At 51.3% G+C, this 19,299-nt stretch carries 23 protein-coding genes and 1 pseudogene; 19 read left to right on the top strand and 5 right to left on the bottom strand.

Annotated elements, in window-relative coordinates; all coding sequences use genetic code 11:
* Together K9G39_RS03320 and K9G39_RS03315 are read left to right on the top strand one after the other, a co-directional pair.
* Window positions 1-188, top strand: a pseudogene (locus tag K9G39_RS03320) (hypothetical protein); the annotation flags it as partial.
* Between the two features lie 360 nt (window positions 189-548).
* Window positions 549-1,154, top strand: a complete 606-nt coding sequence (locus tag K9G39_RS03315; RefSeq protein ID WP_292003503.1) for a YrbL family protein — start codon at window positions 549-551, stop codon at window positions 1,152-1,154.
* A 29-nt stretch (window positions 1,155-1,183) separates the two neighbouring features.
* Here the strand turns inward: K9G39_RS03315 and K9G39_RS03310 are convergent, their stop codons facing one another.
* Complete coding sequence (locus K9G39_RS03310) at window positions 1,184-2,254, bottom strand: glycosyltransferase (protein ID WP_292003502.1); 1,071 nt, start codon at window positions 2,252-2,254, stop codon at window positions 1,184-1,186.
* A 263-nt stretch (window positions 2,255-2,517) separates the two neighbouring features.
* Between K9G39_RS03310 and K9G39_RS03305 the strand changes: the two genes are divergently transcribed.
* From K9G39_RS03305 to K9G39_RS03225, 17 genes are all read left to right on the top strand, one after another.
* Window positions 2,518-3,450 carry a CPBP family intramembrane glutamic endopeptidase gene (locus tag K9G39_RS03305; protein ID WP_292003501.1) on the top strand — a complete coding sequence of 311 codons (933 nt, stop codon included), beginning with the start codon at window positions 2,518-2,520 and terminating at the stop codon, window positions 3,448-3,450.
* Between the two features lie 31 nt (window positions 3,451-3,481).
* The gene (locus K9G39_RS03300) at window positions 3,482-4,303 is read left to right on the top strand and encodes a phosphatidate cytidylyltransferase (RefSeq protein ID WP_292003500.1); all 822 of its coding nucleotides are present in this window, start codon (window positions 3,482-3,484) and stop codon (window positions 4,301-4,303) included.
* Between the two features lie 292 nt (window positions 4,304-4,595).
* Window positions 4,596-5,066, top strand: coding sequence for a PTS sugar transporter subunit IIA (locus tag K9G39_RS03295; protein ID WP_292003499.1), 471 nt, complete (start codon window positions 4,596-4,598; stop codon window positions 5,064-5,066).
* Between the two features lie 36 nt (window positions 5,067-5,102).
* Window positions 5,103-6,395, top strand: coding sequence for a histidine--tRNA ligase (hisS, locus tag K9G39_RS03290; RefSeq protein ID WP_292003498.1), 1,293 nt, complete (start codon window positions 5,103-5,105; stop codon window positions 6,393-6,395).
* Window positions 6,392-6,646: a glutaredoxin family protein gene (locus tag K9G39_RS03285; RefSeq protein WP_292003497.1), complete on the top strand. Its 255-nt coding sequence runs from the start codon at window positions 6,392-6,394 to the stop codon at window positions 6,644-6,646. Before hisS ends, K9G39_RS03285 begins: the two co-directional genes overlap by 4 nt.
* A 40-nt stretch (window positions 6,647-6,686) precedes the next feature.
* Window positions 6,687-6,905, top strand: coding sequence for a hypothetical protein (locus K9G39_RS03280; RefSeq protein WP_292003496.1), 219 nt, complete (start codon window positions 6,687-6,689; stop codon window positions 6,903-6,905).
* A gap of 132 nt (window positions 6,906-7,037) precedes the next feature.
* Window positions 7,038-7,559: a ribosome maturation factor RimP gene (gene rimP / locus K9G39_RS03275; protein ID WP_292003495.1), complete on the top strand. Its 522-nt coding sequence runs from the start codon at window positions 7,038-7,040 to the stop codon at window positions 7,557-7,559.
* Window positions 7,560-7,623: 64 nt separating this feature from the next.
* Complete coding sequence (nusA, locus tag K9G39_RS03270; RefSeq protein WP_292003494.1) at window positions 7,624-9,168, top strand: transcription termination factor NusA; 1,545 nt, start codon at window positions 7,624-7,626, stop codon at window positions 9,166-9,168.
* A gap of 65 nt (window positions 9,169-9,233) precedes the next feature.
* Window positions 9,234-12,014 (top strand): translation initiation factor IF-2, encoded by a 2,781-nt coding sequence (infB, locus tag K9G39_RS03265; protein ID WP_292003493.1) that lies wholly within the window; start codon window positions 9,234-9,236, stop codon window positions 12,012-12,014.
* An 18-nt stretch (window positions 12,015-12,032) separates the two neighbouring features.
* The gene (gene rbfA, locus K9G39_RS03260) at window positions 12,033-12,392 is read left to right on the top strand and encodes a 30S ribosome-binding factor RbfA (RefSeq protein WP_292003492.1); all 360 of its coding nucleotides are present in this window, start codon (window positions 12,033-12,035) and stop codon (window positions 12,390-12,392) included.
* A 24-nt stretch (window positions 12,393-12,416) separates the two neighbouring features.
* Window positions 12,417-13,148 carry a tRNA pseudouridine(55) synthase TruB gene (truB, locus tag K9G39_RS03255; protein WP_292003513.1) on the top strand — a complete coding sequence of 244 codons (732 nt, stop codon included), beginning with the start codon at window positions 12,417-12,419 and terminating at the stop codon, window positions 13,146-13,148.
* Between the two features lie 7 nt (window positions 13,149-13,155).
* Window positions 13,156-14,121 (top strand): bifunctional riboflavin kinase/FAD synthetase, encoded by a 966-nt coding sequence (locus tag K9G39_RS03250; RefSeq protein WP_292003491.1) that lies wholly within the window; start codon window positions 13,156-13,158, stop codon window positions 14,119-14,121.
* Between the two features lie 45 nt (window positions 14,122-14,166).
* Window positions 14,167-14,436 carry a 30S ribosomal protein S15 gene (gene rpsO, locus K9G39_RS03245; protein ID WP_292003490.1) on the top strand — a complete coding sequence of 90 codons (270 nt, stop codon included), beginning with the start codon at window positions 14,167-14,169 and terminating at the stop codon, window positions 14,434-14,436.
* An 81-nt stretch (window positions 14,437-14,517) separates the two neighbouring features.
* Window positions 14,518-15,405, top strand: a complete 888-nt coding sequence (locus K9G39_RS03240; protein WP_292003489.1) for a YicC/YloC family endoribonuclease — start codon at window positions 14,518-14,520, stop codon at window positions 15,403-15,405.
* A 7-nt stretch (window positions 15,406-15,412) separates the two neighbouring features.
* Window positions 15,413-15,994, top strand: a complete 582-nt coding sequence (gene gmk, locus K9G39_RS03235) for a guanylate kinase (protein ID WP_292003512.1) — start codon at window positions 15,413-15,415, stop codon at window positions 15,992-15,994.
* Window positions 15,995-16,006: 12 nt separating this feature from the next.
* Window positions 16,007-16,357, top strand: a complete 351-nt coding sequence (locus K9G39_RS03230; protein ID WP_292003488.1) for a DNA-directed RNA polymerase subunit omega — start codon at window positions 16,007-16,009, stop codon at window positions 16,355-16,357.
* The gene (locus K9G39_RS03225) at window positions 16,335-16,832 is read left to right on the top strand and encodes a VOC family protein (protein ID WP_292003487.1); all 498 of its coding nucleotides are present in this window, start codon (window positions 16,335-16,337) and stop codon (window positions 16,830-16,832) included. Before K9G39_RS03230 ends, K9G39_RS03225 begins: the two co-directional genes overlap by 23 nt.
* 20 nt (window positions 16,833-16,852) lie before the next feature.
* Here K9G39_RS03225 and K9G39_RS03220 read toward each other — a convergent pair whose 3' ends face one another.
* The 4 genes from K9G39_RS03220 to K9G39_RS03205 are packed head-to-tail and all read right to left on the bottom strand — an operon-like array spanning window position 16,853 to window position 19,154.
* Window positions 16,853-17,590, bottom strand: a complete 738-nt coding sequence (locus tag K9G39_RS03220) for a sugar phosphate nucleotidyltransferase (protein ID WP_292003486.1) — start codon at window positions 17,588-17,590, stop codon at window positions 16,853-16,855.
* 36 nt (window positions 17,591-17,626) lie between these two features.
* Window positions 17,627-18,013, bottom strand: coding sequence for an aspartate 1-decarboxylase (panD, locus tag K9G39_RS03215; RefSeq protein WP_292003485.1), 387 nt, complete (start codon window positions 18,011-18,013; stop codon window positions 17,627-17,629).
* 16 nt (window positions 18,014-18,029) lie between these two features.
* Window positions 18,030-18,575 carry an LPS export ABC transporter periplasmic protein LptC gene (gene lptC / locus K9G39_RS03210; RefSeq protein WP_292003484.1) on the bottom strand — a complete coding sequence of 182 codons (546 nt, stop codon included), beginning with the start codon at window positions 18,573-18,575 and terminating at the stop codon, window positions 18,030-18,032.
* Between the two features lie 18 nt (window positions 18,576-18,593).
* The gene (locus K9G39_RS03205) at window positions 18,594-19,154 is read right to left on the bottom strand and encodes an OmpH family outer membrane protein (protein WP_363319355.1); all 561 of its coding nucleotides are present in this window, start codon (window positions 19,152-19,154) and stop codon (window positions 18,594-18,596) included.
* Window positions 19,155-19,299: the final 145 nt, after the last annotated feature.

Genomic DNA, 19,299 nt, shown 5'->3' with positions numbered 1-19,299 from the left:
GATTGAAAGCGTATTTCGTCTTCTACAACGGTGAACGGATGCATCAAGCTCTGGCCTACAGCACTCCGGATCAGGTCTATCAATCGGGCACGGGAGGCGGGGCCGGAATCGTTGACAAGTATCAACTGAAAAACGAGCCGAGAAAAGAATTGAATGATCAAGAGGGGCAGCGCCTTTCCGCTGCATAAACAGCCGGTTACCAACTAAAACTCGGCCACTTTTTGTCTATTGGGTGGGGGCCACCTCACCGTCGGTGAGGTTGTTGAGCGTCACTTTGTGTTTCCATTTTCGGTTGCAGAGCAGCATGCCAGGATGGGCAAGCACATAATTCTTTCGCTTCGTTGACGCCCTACCCATTACGAATGGAATTCAGGAAAAGAAAATTCATACTCTGAAAGAGTGCTTCAGCATAAAAAAATTGCGTTGTGCGAGAGAAAAAACTGATTTTTGTTCAGTGTGCTTCAACTGTCACGTGATTGTTGCAGTTATGAAAATTATTTGATTAATTTTTATCCAAAATATCAGGTTAACTTTTTTTTGTTTTGTAAATGGGTTTTATCTCTCTTGAGGAAGCCAGGCTTATTGGAAAAGGCTCTTCTCGTCGCTGTTACCAGCATCCGGCTGACCAAGGCAAGTGTGTAAAGGTACAGAAGAATCCTGCCCGGAAAATCACCTCAGAGGAACTGAAATATTACCGAAAGCTGATGAGGCACAGGATCTCTTGGGAGATGGTGGCCCGGTACCATGAAACGGTACTGACCGACCAGGGGCCTGGAGCTGTTTTCGAGATGCCTCTCGACTTTGATGGTACTGTTTCGCGAACGTTGCACTATTATCTGTTGTCGGATGACAGTGCCGATGCAGCTGTCATGATGGTTTCAGCACTCTTGGATCTGAAGCGATATCTCTTGTCACAGAATATTATCGTAAGAGAACTGAAAGCCGAGAATCTTGTCTGGTGTCGAATGGCTGATGGTTACGGACGCTTCATTCTGATCGACGGGATCGGCAATAACCAGTTACTGCCAATTGCATCATACTTCAAACGATTTGGACGCAGGGTAATCTGTCGCAAGTGGGCAACTTTCGAGCGTGATCTTGGTGAACTCTTTTCCGGCAGCTTACTTGCGAGGGAATTAGTGTCGCATCTTTGACTGTTAGGCCGGAATGATTCTTCTCAATTTTACAGGGGGTTTTTAGCGATTTCTTTGCAGAAGGCAGCAATGCTTTCAGTCATGACGGGGACGGTGAATTGCCGGACTACTGTTTCTTTTGCCCTGCAGGAGATGATTTTCCTTTCGTTTTCATTGCAGTAGAGCTTTTCGATGATCGATGCAAGGCGTTCTTCGTTACCGTAGTCGACGAGAAAACCGTTGCTGCTTTCATCAATAACTTCTCGTACACCGCCGGCAATTGTGCTGACAGGGGCGCAATCAAGGTACATGGCTTCGAGCAGTGCGTTAGAGAGGCCTTCGTTTGTTGATGTCATGGTAAAGATGTCGTATTTCTGCAGCATCGGATAAGGGTTTGCGATGAAACCGGTAAACCGTACCCGGTGTGCTATACCGAGTTTACTTGCCAGAGCTTCGAATTCCGGCTGATCGGCCCCTTCTCCCATGATAACGAGTCCTGCATCGGCATGAGGATTCTGTCTGAGGAAAAGGGCAAAGGATCGGATAAGGTAGTCGAATCCTTTGTTCCTTGTGATCCGGCCAAGTGCTCCGATGGTGAATGGATAGGGTTTTTCAGCCGGATCATGTTTCAGCCGGTCGATTTCTTCCGTGTCCAGCCCGTTGTATATAACCTTGATCCGTTCTTTCCGGAACCATCCGGTCTGGAGAAGGGTATCCTTGATCTTTTCTGCGTTTACGATGAGACCAGCTGGGAGTGAGGAGTACATAAGTCTTTGCCATGGCCAGTGGAGCCGGCGGTCAGCACCAAGCCGGACGATGACAGGCGTTTTGGTGATGCGTCCCGCAATGCCGGCCAGGAAATAGTCCTTTCGCTTGGTGGGAATGATGATTTCGATTTTCTCTTTCCGGATGAGCTGCACGAGTTTGTAGAGAGTATATAGGTCTATGTGGCTTGCGATAGGAAGGCGGAATTTCGGGATTGTGAAGTTTTTGCCGACGACGTCCCGACGGTAGACAAGGATTGTGTAGTGGCCTGCATTTTTGAGGGATTCTGCGGCCATCCGTGTCCATTTTTCCGTTCCACCCCAGGTTCTTGCGGAGTTCATAAAAAGAATTTTCATGCCGCTATTGTTCTGGATTTGTGAAGAGCAGACGAGGTCTCTTCTGCAGAAGTGACTATCGGTGATCGGATTTTTCTGCTTCTGGAGACCAGCTATCTCCCTATTTCGTCAAGGGATGCCGGGAAAAGCTTTTTTAGGAAAGTAGCAAAGGATTTTCGGCCGTTTCCTGCGTATTTTTGTATAATCAGCATCAACTTTCCGATTGTATCGGTGAAAATAATTGAAATTTTCAATATCCGCCCTGTTTTCCATTGAAGTCGACGATGATGCAGCATTTTCTTCCTTCAGGGCAGCTCTCTCTTGAGAGGCCCTCTTTTATTTTCAGCTCCGCAGTGCTGATCGGCGTCATGCTGCTTTACAATATTGCCGGGACTCTGCTGTTGCTTGTTATACCCGGAGGTGCGGCGACGGCAGGATTGGAGCCACTGCAGTATGACTCCTCGATGATCAGCGCCATGCGCCTTGCCCAGGTTGCGGGCCAGATTCTTGTACTCGCCCTGTCGGCACTCCTGCTCGCCCGCATGCATGCCGGCGGAGGCGGTTTTTTTTCATGGAAACCGCTTGAATTTCTCGGTATCGAACATCGTGTCCCTTGGCGGCAGATTCTGTTTGCCGTGCTCGGCATGATGAGTCTTCAGCCGCTCCTCCATTCCATTACCGAGCTGCAGGACCTGTTTCTCTGGCCCGCTCTCGGGCGGTCGGGCGAAGCGGTTCTCGAAAGCCGCCGTTTGATGGATGCCCTGATTGGAAAGCTTGCCGGCATTCATTCCTTTCCGGAAGCTATTGCTGTGGCCAGCGTGCTTGCCCTCACTCCGGCTTGCTGTGAAGAGCTGTTTTTCCGGGGTTATCTGCAGCAGAATTATTACAAGGCGCTTTCTCCGGCCGGTTCGGTGTTCTTTACCGGTTTTGCTTTTGCGGTTTTTCACCTGAGTGCAGCCAATCTTGTTCCTCTTACTTTGCTCGGGTGGTATATTGGCTATATTTTCATGAAAAGCGGAAGCCTCGCCGTACCGTTTTTTGTGCATCTGCTCAATAATCTTGCGGCTCTTGTTTTTCTCCATGCTGCTGGTTCAACTCCGGACGTTACACCGGCAAGCGTTGTTTTTTCCCTGTGGTGGTGGCCGATCGTCGCCGGCAGTCTGCTGCTCTTTGTTTTTTTTATGCACCGGTTCAGGGCTTCATGCTCCTCGACGTGAAGCCGTATGCCTGGATACACAATTTTCTGTTATGGGTAAGCTCCTGAGTTTCAATTTGCTGCAGCGGGTAGTTGTAGCTGTTGTCGGCATTCCACTTCTTGTCTGGATTATCAGGCTCGGGGGGCTTCCTTTTTTTGTGCTGCTCCTTGTACTTGCGCTTGCCGCGACCTACGAGTTTTATCGGCTTGCCCTGCACAAAGCCGTTCCGCCGCCGCTCTGGCTCGTGCTGTTTCTGACGGTGCTGATCCAGCTTAATTTTTATGCGGCCGCCCTCGAAACCTGGGAGTTGCTGCTGGGTGTCGTGCTGCTGCTTTTTGTGATAGAGCTTTTCCGGAAGGAGGGCTCGCCCCTGCTTAATCTCGGTTCCGTCCTGACGGTGCTCCTGTATGTGAATCTCTCTTTCGGAGCGCTTCTGCAGCTTCGCCGTCACGGGCACAATGGCGAGGGCGAGTCGCTGGTTCTTCTGATGTTCATTTGTGTGTGGGCTGCCGATATATCGGCTTATTTCGGTGGCAGCCTGCTCGGAGGGAAGCTTATCAGACGCAAGCTGTTCGAGCGGCTTAGCCCGCATAAAACCTGGGAGGGTTATATATCGGGACTTGCCGGCAGCATTGCGGCTTCCGCTTTCTGTTTTCAGCAGATGTCGAGTCTCTCAATGCTGCCGGTTTTTCTGACCGGTGTGCTAATCGGTTCGGTCAGTCCTGCCGGGGATCTTATCGAATCAATGTTCAAGCGCGATGCGGGAGTCAAGGACTCTTCCGCCCTCATTCCCGGTCATGGGGGTGTACTTGACCGATTCGATACTATCATGTTTGTTGCTCCGATTGTTTATTTTTTATCTTCCCGGCTTTAGCATATCCGCCTGGGATTCGTGGGTTTCGACATGATCGCTTAGTTTTTGGGTTCTCTGAAATGCTCCTGATTCGGGATTTGCGCCATGCCTGGACTGCCTCCCGCTTTTTCGGAGTTGATGGGAGCGAGCGCTGACATGATAATTAATCGCAGGGTTCCAGCAATCCTCCGGCATTGTGTGGAAAGGGGAGTGCCGTGCGGGATCAAATTTTTTTATATTACCGCTTCTTTTCACTCTGAAAAGAAGCCGGCTCTTATTAGGCGGAAAGGGTTAACTGCAAGGTCTTGTGATAATGAAAATCGAAAGTCTTCTTTCTGCAGGCTGTATTGCCCTGGATCTCGAACTGGAAACAAAAAACCAGGTCATCGATAAAATGCTCTCGATTGTGTCCGGCCACGCCGGTATCAGGGATGCGCTTCGGTTACGGGATGATGTACTCAGACGGGAACAGGAAATGTCAACCGGGATCGGTAAAAAAATAGCGCTTCCCCATGCAAAAACCCCGGCAGTCAGTCAGCCGGTACTGGCTCTTGCCACCTTGAAGAAAGATCTCAATTTCGATTCCATCGATAATGAACCTGTACGGATCATTTTTCTTCTCGCCACTCCGGAAACGATGCTTGCCGAGCACCTGAAGCTGCTTGGTCGCATTACAAGGCTTGCCGGCCGTGCCGATTTTCGCGAGCGTCTGATTGCATCGAAATCGCCATCGGAGGTGCTTGATCTGTTCCGGGAGGAGGAAAAGGATTTTCCTCAGATATAACGCAATCAGCCTAACAGGAGAGGTTCACCGTAGAGTATGTCGCACTATCAGGTTGTCAAGGGGGCAAGGGATATTTTCCCCGATGAAATGGTTCAATGGAAATATGTCGAGGAGGTTGTAAGCCGGCTTGCCGTTACATACGGGTTCAGCGAAATCCGGACCCCTGTCTTTGAATACACCGAGCTTTTTCAGCGCAGTATAGGAGCTTCAACCGATATCGTCGGCAAGGAGATGTTCTCGTTTCAGCCCGATCCCGGAGGACGCTCGATTACGCTTCGTCCGGAAATGACCGCAGGGGTCATGAGGGCGGTGCTGCAGAAAAACCTTCTGGCTGCCTCTCCGGTACAGAAACTATATTACATCAGCGAGCTGTTCCGCAAAGAGCGTCCCCAGGCCGGCCGGCAGCGGCAGTTTTCGCAGTTCGGAGCGGAGCTTCTTGGGGCCTCTTCACCTGCTGCGGTTGCCGAGGTGATCATTTTCATGATGCACGTTTTCGAGTCGCTTGGCCTCAAAGGGCTCCGCCTGAGAATCAACACGCTAGGTAACAGGGACGACCGCCAAAAATACCGCGAGGCACTCAGAGCCTATCTTGCACCTTCTTTCGACCGGCTTGACGAAGCATCCAGGGAGCGGTTCGAAAAAAATCCCCTGAGGATACTCGATTCGAAAAATCCCGAGATGCAGGATATTGTTGCCGGAGCGCCGAAACTGCGTGACTACCTGAGCAGCGACGCCGTCGATGATTTTGAAAAGGTGCTTGCATACCTTTCCGGCAGGGGGATCGACTTTCAGATCGATCACCTCCTGGTGAGGGGGCTCGACTATTACAGCTATACGGCATTCGAGGTGACCAGTTCCGAGCTCGGCGCCCAGGATGCTCTCGGGGGGGGCGGGCGGTACGATTCGCTTGCACTCGAGCTCGGCAGTCCGTCGGAGGTTCCTGCAGCAGGTTTTGCCGTCGGGATGGAGCGTCTTCTGATTGCCATGCAGAAACAGGGGCTTTTTCAGCAGCAGGCCCCAGAAGGTCCCTCGGTCTTTGTTGTCGTGCAGCAGCCGGAGCATTTTGACCGGGCGTTCGAGATCGCCGGCAAGCTGCGCCGTTCGGGCATCAGCACGGTTATCGACCTTGCAAGGAGAAGCATGAAAGCCCAGCTTCGCGAAGCCAACAGGATGCATGCTGCATCGGCGCTTTTTGTCGGTGGCGACGAACTTGCTTCAGGGCTCTATGCGCTGAAGAACCTTGTGTCGTCCAGTCAGGAGACCTTTTCTCTTGACGGCGTGGTCACTTTTCTGCAGCAGCAGACGCCTGTAAACGGGAATCTCCGATGAACAGGCTTCATACCGTTACCCTTTACGGAAAAAAGGAGTGCTGTCTCTGTGACCAGGCAATGGCCGTTCTCTACAAGGCCCAGGCTGCCGAGCCTTTTGTTCTCGAGAAGATCGATATAGCTTCGCAGCCGGATCTCCTCGAGAAATACGGGAGACAGATTCCTGTTATACTTGTTGACGGTATCGAGGTTTTCCGCTACCGGATCCGGGAAGATCGTCTCGCGGCTCTTCTGGCTGCTCCGGTTTCGTAGTGCGTTTTCCTGAAAGGGGGTTTTTCCAAGATGATTTGCTGTGACGATGCTGAAATTCATTCTTCTTGTCCTGCTGCTCTTCCTTGTTTTTCGTCTGGTGCTCAAAGCACTGGGCAATGGGCTTTTCATACGATACAAAGGGGGAGATCCTCCTGCAGCAGGCAGCGTTCCTCCTTCTGATTCCCGCAGGCAGGTTGAGGAAGCCGATTACGAAGTGATTGACACGCAGCTCAAGGATGACGAGCGGTTGGGCCGTTAGTATGTTTGACTATTGAGCCTTTTTTTAGTACATTCTAAAACGGGGTTCGAACAGGCGTAGGTTGACTGAAGTAGAAGTGGGGCTTTCCCCACTTTTTTGTTTTCCGAAAAAAGAACAGATGAACCGGTGATAATGGAAGAGAAAATCAAGCGTTGTGTTCTCCGGGTACTGGAGCTGTCTACGGGTACGAAAGGTGAGGGGGTCTATCTTGTCCGCCTGCAGGTAAAAGGCTCCGGAAAACACAGGAAAATCGAGGTTCTGCTTGACAGTGACACCGGTATCCGGATCGACCAGTGCTCTTTTTTCGGTCGACGGATCCGGGAGCAGATCGAAATCGACATTGAGCAGCCGGCGCTTACAGGCGAGGATTTCGATCTCGTGGTTTCATCGCCGGGGCTTGGCGAACCGGTGCTGATGCCGAGGCAGTATATCCGGCATACGGGCAGATTGCTGAAGGTTGTCTATAAGGGTGAACAGCAGGAAGAGAAGGAAATGACAGGACGCCTGCAGAGGGTTCTGAAATCCGGAGATACCATTACTGCTCTGGAACTGGTTCCGGTCACTGCCGGCAAAAAAAGTTCCGGCAGTGGAGGTACAGCCGTAGAGCTTGTTCTTGAGCGAATCGTCAGGGCTGTTCCGGAAGTGGAGTGGTAGCAGAGAGAGAGTGTGGGCATGCAGGAAATTTTTCTTTTTATCAAAAGCACAATCTAGCAAAGAGATGGCGAGAAAGCAGGTAAAAGCGGAAGGTCAGGACAGACGGGCGCAGATTGCCAGTGCGTTCGGTGAAATCGAGCAGTCGAAGATTTTTCTTGACAAGAAAACGGAGAGTGCGGCTGTAAAGATGGATATTGCCGACCTTCTCAAGGATATCATTCAGAAACAGCTTCGCAAGGACTATGATCCGGAAGTTGAAGCCAATATTTTCATCAATCCGGAGCGGGGTGATTTCGAGGTCTATCTTCTCAGGAAGATTGTCAGTGAAGTCGATATTCCGGCTATTGAAATCAGTCTCGACGAAGTCCGGAAAATCGATGAATCACTTGAGCTCGGGGATTATTACGAAGAGGGTCCGATTCGTCTTGAGGATTATCTGAGCAGGAAATCGATACAGATTATCAAGCAGTCCGTGCAGAAAAAGGTTCGCGATCTTGAACGGCTTGTCGTGTACGAAGAGTGCCTTGAAAAAGTCGGCGAGGTTGTTGCCGGCGAGGTTTATCAGGTGCGTTCCAACGAGGTGATTTTTACCTATAATACCTCGAAAGATCACCGGGTCGAGCTGGTGCTGCCCAAAGCGGAGATGATGAAAAAAGACAATCCCCGCAGAACTCCCCGAATGAAGCTCTATGTCAAGAGGATCGAGCGGGAAAAAGTGAAGGTGCGTCTCGACGACGGCGGGGTGGTGGAGCGGGAAAAACCCGATGGAGGCATGAAGGTTATCGTATCGCGGGTCGACGACCGTTTTCTCTACAAACTTTTTGAACACGAGGTTCCTGAAATACTCGACGGTCTCATTGTTATCAAGGGCATTGCCCGCGTGCCCGGCGAAAGGGCGAAAGTTTCGGTGGAATCTACCAGTGCCCGAATCGATCCTGTGGGAGCGAGTGTCGGTTATCGCGGAAAGCGCATCCAGAGCATTGTAAAGGAGCTCAACAATGAGAATATCGATGTTATTTACTACACCGACGAACCGCAGATTTATATCGCCAGGGCACTCCAGCCGGCAAAGATCGACCCTCTGACGGTTCATGCTGATATGAAAACCCGCAAGGCAAGGGTCATGCTCAAGCCCGATCAGATCAAATATGCCATCGGCAAGAACGGCAACAACATCCATCTGGCGGAAAAACTTACGGGTTATGAGATCGATGTCTATCGAGATGTGATCGACAAATCTATGGAAGACCCGACCGATATCGATATCATCGAGTTCCGTGAAGAGTTTGGTGACGACATGATCTACCAGCTTCTCGATGCCGGTCTCGATACTGCCAAAAAAGTACTGAAAGCCGGAGTTGAAGAGATTGAGCAGGCGCTTGTCGGGCCGGTAAAGAACGAGGAGATTCTTGTTTTCGGAAAACCGTCGCGTAAACCCCCGATCAAACCGAGGGAGCGGAAGGTTACGGATGAGGAGAAGCGGTACTGGGGAAAGATTGCCGACAATATCTACCGGACAGTCAAGGAGCAGTTCACTGATGCGGACCTGCATGATCTGTTCGACGAGAGCGGCGAGCAGGAGCCCGGTACTACGGAAGCTGATGCATGAATGGAGCTGGCCCTCAGAGAAAACAGAGAAGGATTAAGAGTTTATAAAATCGACAGGAGGATGTAATGGCCATTGAGGAGATGGAAAAGAGATACCGTATCAGCGACATAGCAAGAGAGCTTCAGGTCAGTCCGCAGGAAGTCCTGCAGTTTGTCAAACAGGAAGGGGGCAAAGTGGCCTCTACATCCTCCATGGTTGATCAGGGTATGCGTGAAATGATTTTCGGTCATTTCAGTGTCGAAAAGAAAATGGTCGATGAGACCTTGAAAATCAGGCAGGAGAAACAGCGCAGGCTTACAAGACTCGAAGAGCAGTCCAGAAAAACCTATGAGAAGGAGCGACAGCTGAAGGAAACCCTCAGCAGTGCTTCTCCGGCTCCCGTGGTTTCGGATGCGAGAAAGGATCCCTCCGCACCGGCCCCGAAAGTTGCTGTTGCCGAGCCGCTTCAGGCGGAGGAACTGCCAGTTCAGGCTGTCGACATTAATCTGCCGGAGCTTTCCGATCAGGGTGGGCCGGCTGACCTGCCGGTCCATCCGGAACAGCCAGTTCAGGCAGAACCGGAGATTAGTGCAGACGAAGAAACAGAACCTTCACAGCCGGAAATACCGGTCAGGGAGGAGCCTTCGGTGAACGAACAGCTTGTTTCTTTTGAAACTCCCAAGAATATTGGAGGTTTGACGGTTATCGGTACCCTTGACATGCATTCAGGTTTTGAACGCGGCAGTGATGGGGATAGAAAAAAGAAGGCACGTAAAAAGAATTTCCAGGAACAGGCCGATGCGCTGAAGGGTGAATTCGATACAGGCGCAAAGGATGAGAGTGGCAGTGAGACTGTTGCCAAAAAACCGGCCAAGCCGGCAGGTGAAGCCGGTGCCGCAGCGGCCGCGGACGATGCTTCCAAAAAGAAGAAGGGCAAGAAAAAGAAAAAGCCGGAAGTCGACGATAAAGTGATTTCGGCCAATATCCGGACAACCATCAGCGGCATGGATGAGAGCGCCGGTACGGGATCGCGTCAGAAATTCCGGAAGATGCGCAAGATCGAGCGTGAGCGTGAACTTGAAGCCGCCGAAGCGTTTCGTGAATCGCAGCAGGCGATCGTCAGGGTTACCGAGTACGCTTCTCCGCATGAACTTGCCGACCTGATGGGTGTGACCGCCAAGGATATCATCCAGAAATGCTTTGCTCTCGGCAAGTTTGTAACCATCAACCAGCGTCTCGATAAAGAGGCTATCGAGCTTATAGCGCTTGAGTTCGGTTTTGAGGCCGAATTCATTTCGGAGGTTGAAGCGACGGCTGTTGTAGCGGAGGAGGACGAGCCGGAGGATCTGCAGATACGTCCGCCGGTGGTGACGATCATGGGCCATGTCGATCACGGAAAAACCTCACTGCTTGATTATATCCGAAACAGTAATGTCGTTGCGGGCGAGTCGGGAGGTATTACCCAGCATATCGGTGCTTATGAGGTAACCGTTGCCGGACAGAGAAAAATCACCTTTCTGGATACTCCCGGTCATGAGGCGTTTACCGCCATGAGAGCCAGGGGTGCCCAGGTAACCGATATTGTCATTCTCGTCGTTGCGGCTGACGACAGCGTCATGCCGCAGACCATAGAAGCCATCAACCATGCCAAGGCAGCAGGCGTGCCGATTGTCGTGGCCGTCAACAAGATGGACAAGCCTGAAGCCAACCCTGAAAAGATCAAGAGCCAGCTCTCGGAAGCCGGTGTGCTTGTCGAAGAGTGGGGCGGAGAACATCAGTGCCAGGAGATTTCCGCGAAAAAAGGTATCGGTATTGCCGAACTGATGGAAAAGGTGCTGACCGAGGCTGAAATCAGGGAGCTGAAAGGGAATTTTTCACACGATGTGAGAGGAAGCGGTATCATTGTGGAATCCGAGCTCGACAAGGGCAAGGGCGTTATTTCCACCGTGCTGGTACAGCGCGGCTTTCTGAAGGTCGGCGATCCGTTCGTGGCAGGCAACACGATGGGCAAGGTTCGCGCCCTGATGGACGAGCGGGGAAAGCGCATTTTGTTCGCCGGTCCTTCGCAGCCTGTCAGGGTGCTTGGTTTCGAGGATCTTCCCCAGTCAGGAGACGCTCTGACCGTCATGCCTTCCGACAGGGATGCCCGTGATCTTGCCCAGAAACGCCAGGTTATCCGCCGTGAACACGAGTTCCGCAGAAGCACCAGGGTCAAGCTCGACAGCATCGCCCGTCAGATCAAGGAGGGCCTCATGAAGGAGCTGAGCGTGATCATCAAGGCCGATACCGACGGTTCTATCCAGGCGCTCGCTGACGGCCTCATGAAGATTCATAACGAAGAGGTGAAGGTGCAGATCATTCATCAGGGCGTCGGTCAGATTACCGAAACCGATGTGCTGCTTGCCGCGGCCTCCGATGCCATTATTATCGGATTCAGGGTACGGCCCAACGTCAACGCCAAGAAGCTTGCCGAAAAAGAGGATCTCGATGTCCGGTTCTACAGCGTCATCTATCATGTACTCGAGGATGTCGAAAAAGCGCTTGAAGGCATGCTGTCGCCTGAACTTCACGAGGAAAGCCTTGGTTCGCTCGAAGTGCGGCAGGTGTTCCGTGTGCCGAAGGCCGGCAATGTCGGCGGCTGTTACGTGCTTGAGGGCAAGATATTCCGGGATTCCAAGGTACGCCTGCTGCGCGAGGGGGTTCAGATCTATGACGGTCAGCTCGATGCGCTCAGGCGATTCAAGGATGACGTCAAGGAGGTCGATGCGGGCTACGAGTGCGGCGTCTCCCTGAAAAATTATGACGATATCAAGGTCGGTGATATTGTTGAAGCTTACAAGATTGTTGAAAAGAAACGGAAACTCTGAACAGCGGAACGGGAGGTTATGTCGATACGTACTGAAAAAGTAGCTTCGCTGCTTCAGCATGAAATGGGTTCGATTCTTGAAAAAGAACTTCCCCGGGGGGGGGCGCTCTTGACGGTCGTTGCCGTCAAGGTGACGGCCGATCTCAGTATTGTCCGCTTCTATGTCTCCATTATCGGCACCGAACAGCAGCAGGCGGAGGTGATGGACTGGCTGCACGAAGAGACCAAATATCTCAGAAAGCTGCTTTCGGCCAATATCCGTCACCATTTCAGAAGAATTCCCGAGGTTGAGTTTTATGAAGACCGCCTTTACGAAAAGGCCAGTCGTATCGAGCAGTTGCTCCGAGAGGTAAGAAAATCGCCGGAACAAAACGATTGAAGGATTTTCGGCATAAGGCTTATGATGCAGGAACAGGGTATTGAACAGGTGTGCTGTGACGACGGCGTTTTTCTGCTGGTTGATAAACCGGTAGACTGGACTTCGTTTGACGTGGTGGCAAAAGTCAGGAATGCGTACGGGAAATGCGGGTTGAAGCGCAAGGTGGGACATTGTGGAACTCTCGATCCGAAGGCATCAGGTCTCCTGATTCTTGCAACCGGACGCAAAACCCGCGAGATTTCGAGCCTCGAGGTTCTTGATAAGGTTTATGAGGGTTCAATAAGGCTTGGAGCTTTGACGGAAAGTCACGATACGGAGACTTCCGAGTACGGACATTGTGATACAGGCCACCTGACATCGTTGCAGATACGGGATACCGCCGCCTCATTTATCGGTCCATCCCTGCAGCAGCCTCCGATGCACTCCGCTGTCTGGCATAACGGCAGACGGCTCTACGAATTTGCCCGTAAAGGTCATGTCGTCAGGGAGCGCAGGGAAAGGGAGATAATGGTTCACCGGTTTGAGATAACTGCCATTGAGCTTCCGCATGTTTTTTTTGTCCTGGAAGTTTCAAAGGGAGCCTATATCCGGGTGATCGCCCATGAGTTCGGAAGGGCTCTCGGGGTTGGCGGATACCTTGCTTCGCTTCGAAGGACAGCGATAGGTTCGTATGATATCAGCGTATCACGAAGCGTTCAGGAAACGGTTGATACCATTATCTCAGGGTGTTCTCTTTCGTCCGGCCAAAGGAGTTAAAATCAGGATGCAGGTTGTTTTTTACCATAACCAAAGGCTCTGGTACGGCGACGGTTCGCCCGCCATGCTTGATCCTGTGGATTCGGCAGTAACCATCGGCTCCTTTGACGGCGTGCACTGCGGGCACCGGAAAATAATTTCGAGCATGCTCGAAACCGCACGCAGGTGCTCATTCAGAAGCGTGGTGGTGACCTTTGATCCGCATCCGAGGCTGGTGCTGAACGCTGATGCCGGAGACCGGCTCGAAGTGCTTACGACGCTTGACGAAAAGATCGAGCAGATTGCCGGTCTGGGTATCGATTTACTGGTCGTTGTGCGTTTTACTCCCGAACTTGCGGCATGGAGTTCCAGGGAATTCATTGAGAAGCTTCTTGCCAGAACGCTTTCGGCAAAAACGGTCACGGTAGGATACGATCACGGGTTCGGAAAAGGCCGGAGCGGGAGCGGCACGACGCTTGCAGGGCTTGGGGAGCTGTTCGGCTTTACGGTGCAGGTGGTTGAAGAACTTCGTATCGAAAGAGCGCATATATCGAGTACGAGGATCAGAAGCATGCTGAAAAACGGGCGGATCAAGGAGGCTAACAGCTTTCTCGGAGCGCCCTATGTTATAAGCGGGAAAGTGGTGGAGGGGCGGAAACTCGGTCGTGAACTCGGGTTCCCGACCGTCAATCTGGAGATCTTCGATCCGGCGAAGCTTCTGCCCCACAGAGGCGTTTACATGGCAACCACGCAAATCGAAGGGAAACCTTTCAGGGCAATGATGAATATCGGCACCCGGCCAACGCTCGGTCTGCAGGACGCCGGAGTAATTGTCGAGGCGCATATCTCAGGCTTCTCGGGCTCACTCTATGGCAAGGAACTTCGTTTCCGCCTGCATGGATTTATCCGGGACGAGAAAAAATTCGATTCGCTCGAGGCGCTTCGGGAGCAGCTTGAAAAAGATAAAAAAACGATGGAGTTGTTTTTTGAATAATATTATATTACAGGTCATTTGATTTAACATACTAAATGCATCGATATGAGTTTGACTAAAGAGAACAAGAGCGAAATCGTTACGCAGTTCGGTGGAGCCGGCCAGAATACCGGAAAAGCCGAAGTTCAGGTTGCCCTGTTCAGCCGCAGGATCACCGATCTTACCGGCCACCTTCAGCAGCATCCCAAGGACAAGCATTCCCGCCGTGGTCTGCTCATGCTGGTCGGCAAGCGCAAAAAGGTGCTTAACTACCTGAAGAACGTCGATATCGACCGCTACCGTAAAGTGATTGCTGATCTTGATCTTCGCAAGTAAGCTGTTTTATTGTTGCCTGATTTCTGCGGGAAATGATCCTGCAGCTTTTCTTCAAACAAAGAACGCAGCAAGGGAGATGTTATGTTGGAAAGTATGACCGGGTACGGCAGTGCGGAACGTGTGGAAAATGGTGTGAGGATTCTTGCCGAGCTTCGTTCGGTTAACAACCGGTTTGCGGAAATCAGTGTAAAACTTCCTCGTCAGTTGTCAAGCTATGAGCTGGAGATCAGGGAGCTTATCCGTTCCCGGTTTCAGAGGGGTAAAATATCCTTATTGATTCAGCTTCAGACCGAGCGCGATCTGCAGATTCCGGTTGTCGTGAACCCTTCGCGGGTGAAAGCATACAGGGAACTGCTCGAAACGGTCAGGCAGGAAGCCGGCATAGAGGCACCTGTTGCGCTTGAGCATATTCTGAAGTTTTCCGAAATATTCGATAACGAAGCCGGCAGGGAAGAGAACGCCGAATGGTTGTGGCCCGCAGTCTGCTCGGTGCTTCCCGATGCCGTTGATGCTCTTAAAGCCATGCGCCGGAGGGAGGGCGAAGAGCTTTTGCTGGACTTTTCCTCCCGGATTGCCGGTATTGAAACTACTCTGGCCGGGATCAGCCGGCTCTCACAGGAAAACGTCGAACAGGTACGCAAAAGGCTTGCCGCAAAAGTCGAGAGTGTTGCAGGCAGGGATATTGCCTACAGTCGCGACCGTCTTGAAATGGAGCTTGTGCTTGCTGCCGAGAAGCTCGACATTACCGAAGAGCTGACCCGTTTTGCCAGTCATAACAAGTTTTTTCTCGAAGAATTGCACAACAATGAAAGCGGTACGGGCAGAAAACTGAATTTCCTTCTTCAGGAGCAGTTGCGCGAGGCCAATACCATTGCCTCGAAATCGCAGAATGCGGAAATCTCCCAGCAGGTTGTCCACATCAAGGAGGAGCTTGAAAAGATTCGCGAGCAGCTGCAGAATATTGAGTGAGGCTATCATGGCGAAAAGCGCTCCCAAAGGAAAGCTGATAGTTTTTTCGGCGCCGTCGGGTACCGGCAAGTCGACCATTGCCCGTGAGGTGCTCGAGCGGATCGGAGATATTGCGTTTTCTGTTTCTGCAACCACTCGCCCGAAACGTTCCGGTGAAGAGCATGGCGTTCACTACTATTTTCTTGACAGGCAGGATTTCGAAGAGCGGATCAACCGGGGTGGTTTTATCGAATATGAATTTTTTTTCGGTAATTACTACGGAACATTGCTTGACAAGACTCGTGAAGCAATTGATGCGGGCCGTAATCTGCTGCTCGATCTCGACGTCAAAGGTGCCCTGAACCTGAAAAAACTCTTTCCGGCCAGTGCGTTGCTTATCTTTATCAAGCCACCCGATATGGATACGCTCAGGGAGCGGCTGATTAAGAGGGGGGGCGCGCAACAGGAGGGCCTTCAGGAGCGGCTTGATCGTGCGTCACTTGAGCTTGCGCATGCCGAAGAGTTCGATGAAATTGTTATCAACGACACTCTTGAGCGGGTGGTCGGTGAGGTTACAGAGAAGATCACGAGATTCCTTTCAACTACGTAAATCTAAAGCTATATGTCGGTTAAACCTGTTGATCTGAATACACTCAGAAGCGCGCACTCCAATTTATACGAAACGGTTGTTGCTATTTCAAAAAGAGCACGCCAGATACATGAAGAGGAGCGTTCCGAGCTTGAGGAAAAACTGCTTCCCTATAAGGAGATGATCCGCAACCCTGCCAGCGAATCAGAATCGGACCGGATTTTTCCTGAACAGATCGCGATCAGTCTTGAATTCGAAGGCAGGGAAAAAGCTTCGCACAAGGCAGTTGGCGAGTATCTGGCAGGAAAATATGACTATGCTGTCGAGAAGTCCATAGAAACCAAACCGGTTCCGGCTGAAGATGATGAAACTGACGGGGATTAGCCAGATCACCCTGAGAGTCAACGACCTCAGGCTTTCCGAGGATTTCTATGCAGGCACTCTCGGGTTGAAAATCGATCACAGAGTGGGCGCAAATATCACCTACCTGCGTCTCAATTCCGATATGCTTGTTCTGGTCAAGGCGGAAACGCCGGGAGCGCCTGAAGCGAGGGATATCAGGGTCGACCATTTTGGTTTCAGGCTTGCCTCTGACGGTGAAGTAGACGAAGCGGCCGTCTATCTTGATGACCGGGGAGTCCATCTTGTCACTCAGCCGGCACACAGACGGGAAGGCCGGGCATTTTTTGTTATGGATCCCGACGGGAATCTTATTGAGTTCTACTCCATGCGCTCCACAGGCATCCAGAAAGATGAGGCCAGGCTTGATGATGCCTCGCCAACAGTTCTTGCTGCCGGAAGCCGGCAGCAAATAGCCGATGAATCCGAAACGAGAAAACCCCGCCGCTCAAGAAAGTGAGGCAGGAGTGGCACTGATCTCTACTTGGGTATTTTCAGCAGTTCTTCGGCTTCCCGAAGCTGTTCCGGAGTATTGATGCCGCGGGTTTCGTCTGCATTTTCAACCAGCCATGCACTGACCTTTTCCCCTTTGCCAAAACAGATACCGAAGACATCGGTCAGATAATATTCCTGTTGTGCATTGTCCGCTCGCAATTCTCCGAGTGCTTCAAACAGCACTTTCGAATTGAAAACATATATACCCGAATTGGTTTCATGCACCAGCCGTTCTTCAGGAGAGGCATCCTTATGTTCGACAATTCGTAAAACGTCTCCGGACAGCCGGTCTCTTATGATTCTTCCATATCCTGAAGGATCGTCGAGTTCTGCGGTAAGCACTGTGGCGGAAGCTTTTTCACTGAGGTGGAAAGCGATGAGCTGTTCAAGAGTCCGGCTTCTGACAAGAGGGGCATCTCCCGATAAAACCAGGACTTCACCGAAAAAGGAGTGCAATGGCGGTTCTGCCTGCATGACGGCATGCCCGGTACCGAGTTGCGGTTCCTGTAGCACCGGTATAACGGGATAATTTCGGGTAGCCTCTACGACCAGTTCAGCCTGATGGCCGACGATCAGTACGGTTTTGTCAGGATGCAGTTTGCCTGCCGTATCGAGCACATACTCGATTACCGGCTTGCCGTTAGCCGGATGCAGTACCTTTGGCAGGTCGGAATTCATCCGCGTGCCTTTACCGGCAGCCATGATCAGTATTGCAAGAGCCATGGATCGCTATTGAGTGAAAGTTGTTGTTTTAACGGATCAACTGAGTAGTTCGTCTTCTTCGCCGATCCGGTGCCGGCGTTTGGGATTGTTTTCACGGTCGACGATCAGTACCATCGGTTTGTGACTGCGGGCTTCTTCTCTGTCGATGAGCGCGAAGGTCATGATAATGATTTCATCGCCAGGCAGGGCGCATCGTGCCGCTGCGCCGTTAAGCTGTATCACCCTTGAACCGTGAAGGCCTCTGATGATGTAAGTTTCAAAGCGTTCACCGTTATTGTTATTGACCACAAGCACTTTTTCATTCGGAATCATTTCCGCCATGTCGAGCAGTTCACTGTCGATAGTGATACTGCCTTCATATTCAAGGTCGCCGCTTGTTACGATTGCGTTATGTATTTTTGATTTCAGCAAATGTAATTTCATGAAGAGAATGTACTGTTTATTTGATTAAACCTTCGCCGCTTCCCTGGAATATCCGGTACCGTTTAAGTGACTGATCGCTTTCAAATCCTTTTCCCTCTATGGTCCCGTCCTCTCCGGTAATCGTCACATGCCGGTTTGAGCGTATCATGGCGTCTCCTGCTGTCCGCCTGAGATAAGTGGTTCTGATAACGGTGTTGTTGCCTGCCGTGACGACAACTTTGCCGAATGCTTCTATGTCCTGGTTCTCATGGATAACCGCCTTGTCGGCATTGATGGTTGTCGGAGGGGTTCCGATCCTTCCGTAAAAGACAACCGTAACGCTGCGGTCAAGATAGTAGGAGCTTTTCCCCTTGTTGCTGTATTCTGCGGCATGTCCGGCCTTGATTGATCCCTTGCGGATGCCGGCATCCGTAAGATAAAGAGTGATGTTCCAGCTTTCCTGAACAGGATGGTTTTCTGTGTTGAAATCGGGTTCAAGCGAACGACGCTCCTCGCCGGGAGCGCCGCAGCCGCCTGAAGACAGCATAACCGCCAGAAGCAGAAAAAAGAGAGGCAGTTTCAATGTTGACCTGTAACGGTATTATTTGATATTCAGCTGACTCATAACCTTTACGGTAAGGTCATGTTCCTGGGAACCGTAAACCATGACCGACTTGTCAAGGACAAGACTGAAGCCGTCTTTCTGTGCCTGAGCCTGCACTGCAGAGAGCGCTTTCTGCCGTATCGGGGCAATCAGTTCCTGCTCTTTCTTGTCAACAATCCCGCCACGTCCGAACTTTTCCTGCTGGTACTTCTGGACAGCCTGGCCTTTAAGGTTCAGTTCCTTTTCCTTCTGGTCTCTTGCAGCTTTTGTCATGGTCGGAGCCTGCTGCTTGTATGCGGCAACTGATTTTTCGAAATCCTGCTTGAGACGGTCGAGCTCCTTCTGAAGCGGAGCGGCGGTTGCCTGCAGGGTGGTTTCAGCTTTTTTCGTTTCAGGCATCTGCTGAATGATTTTGCTGAAATCCACGACGCCGATTTTTTCTGCGCCCTGGGCAGCGAACGCTGCCGGGAAAACAAGGATTACACCGAGGATAACAGCCGTTATCATCCTTCGGGACATGTTCATCATACGCCCGGCTCCGTGCATCATTTTCATCATGTATCTTTTCGTTTTTTGTTGTTGATAACCTTCTTCGCGAGGTATAATTTGATTTATACCTTTCAAAGGTAAGAATTCCCGGATAAAATCCATAACAAGCAGGAATCTATCGTGCTTTGTCATAAGGCATCGTTTTCTGGTCGCA

The organism is Chlorobium sp., assembly GCF_021740465.1.
GTDB lineage: Bacteria > Bacteroidota > Chlorobiia > Chlorobiales > Chlorobiaceae > Chlorobium.
This window is presented reverse-complemented; position numbering and strand designations above follow the sequence as displayed.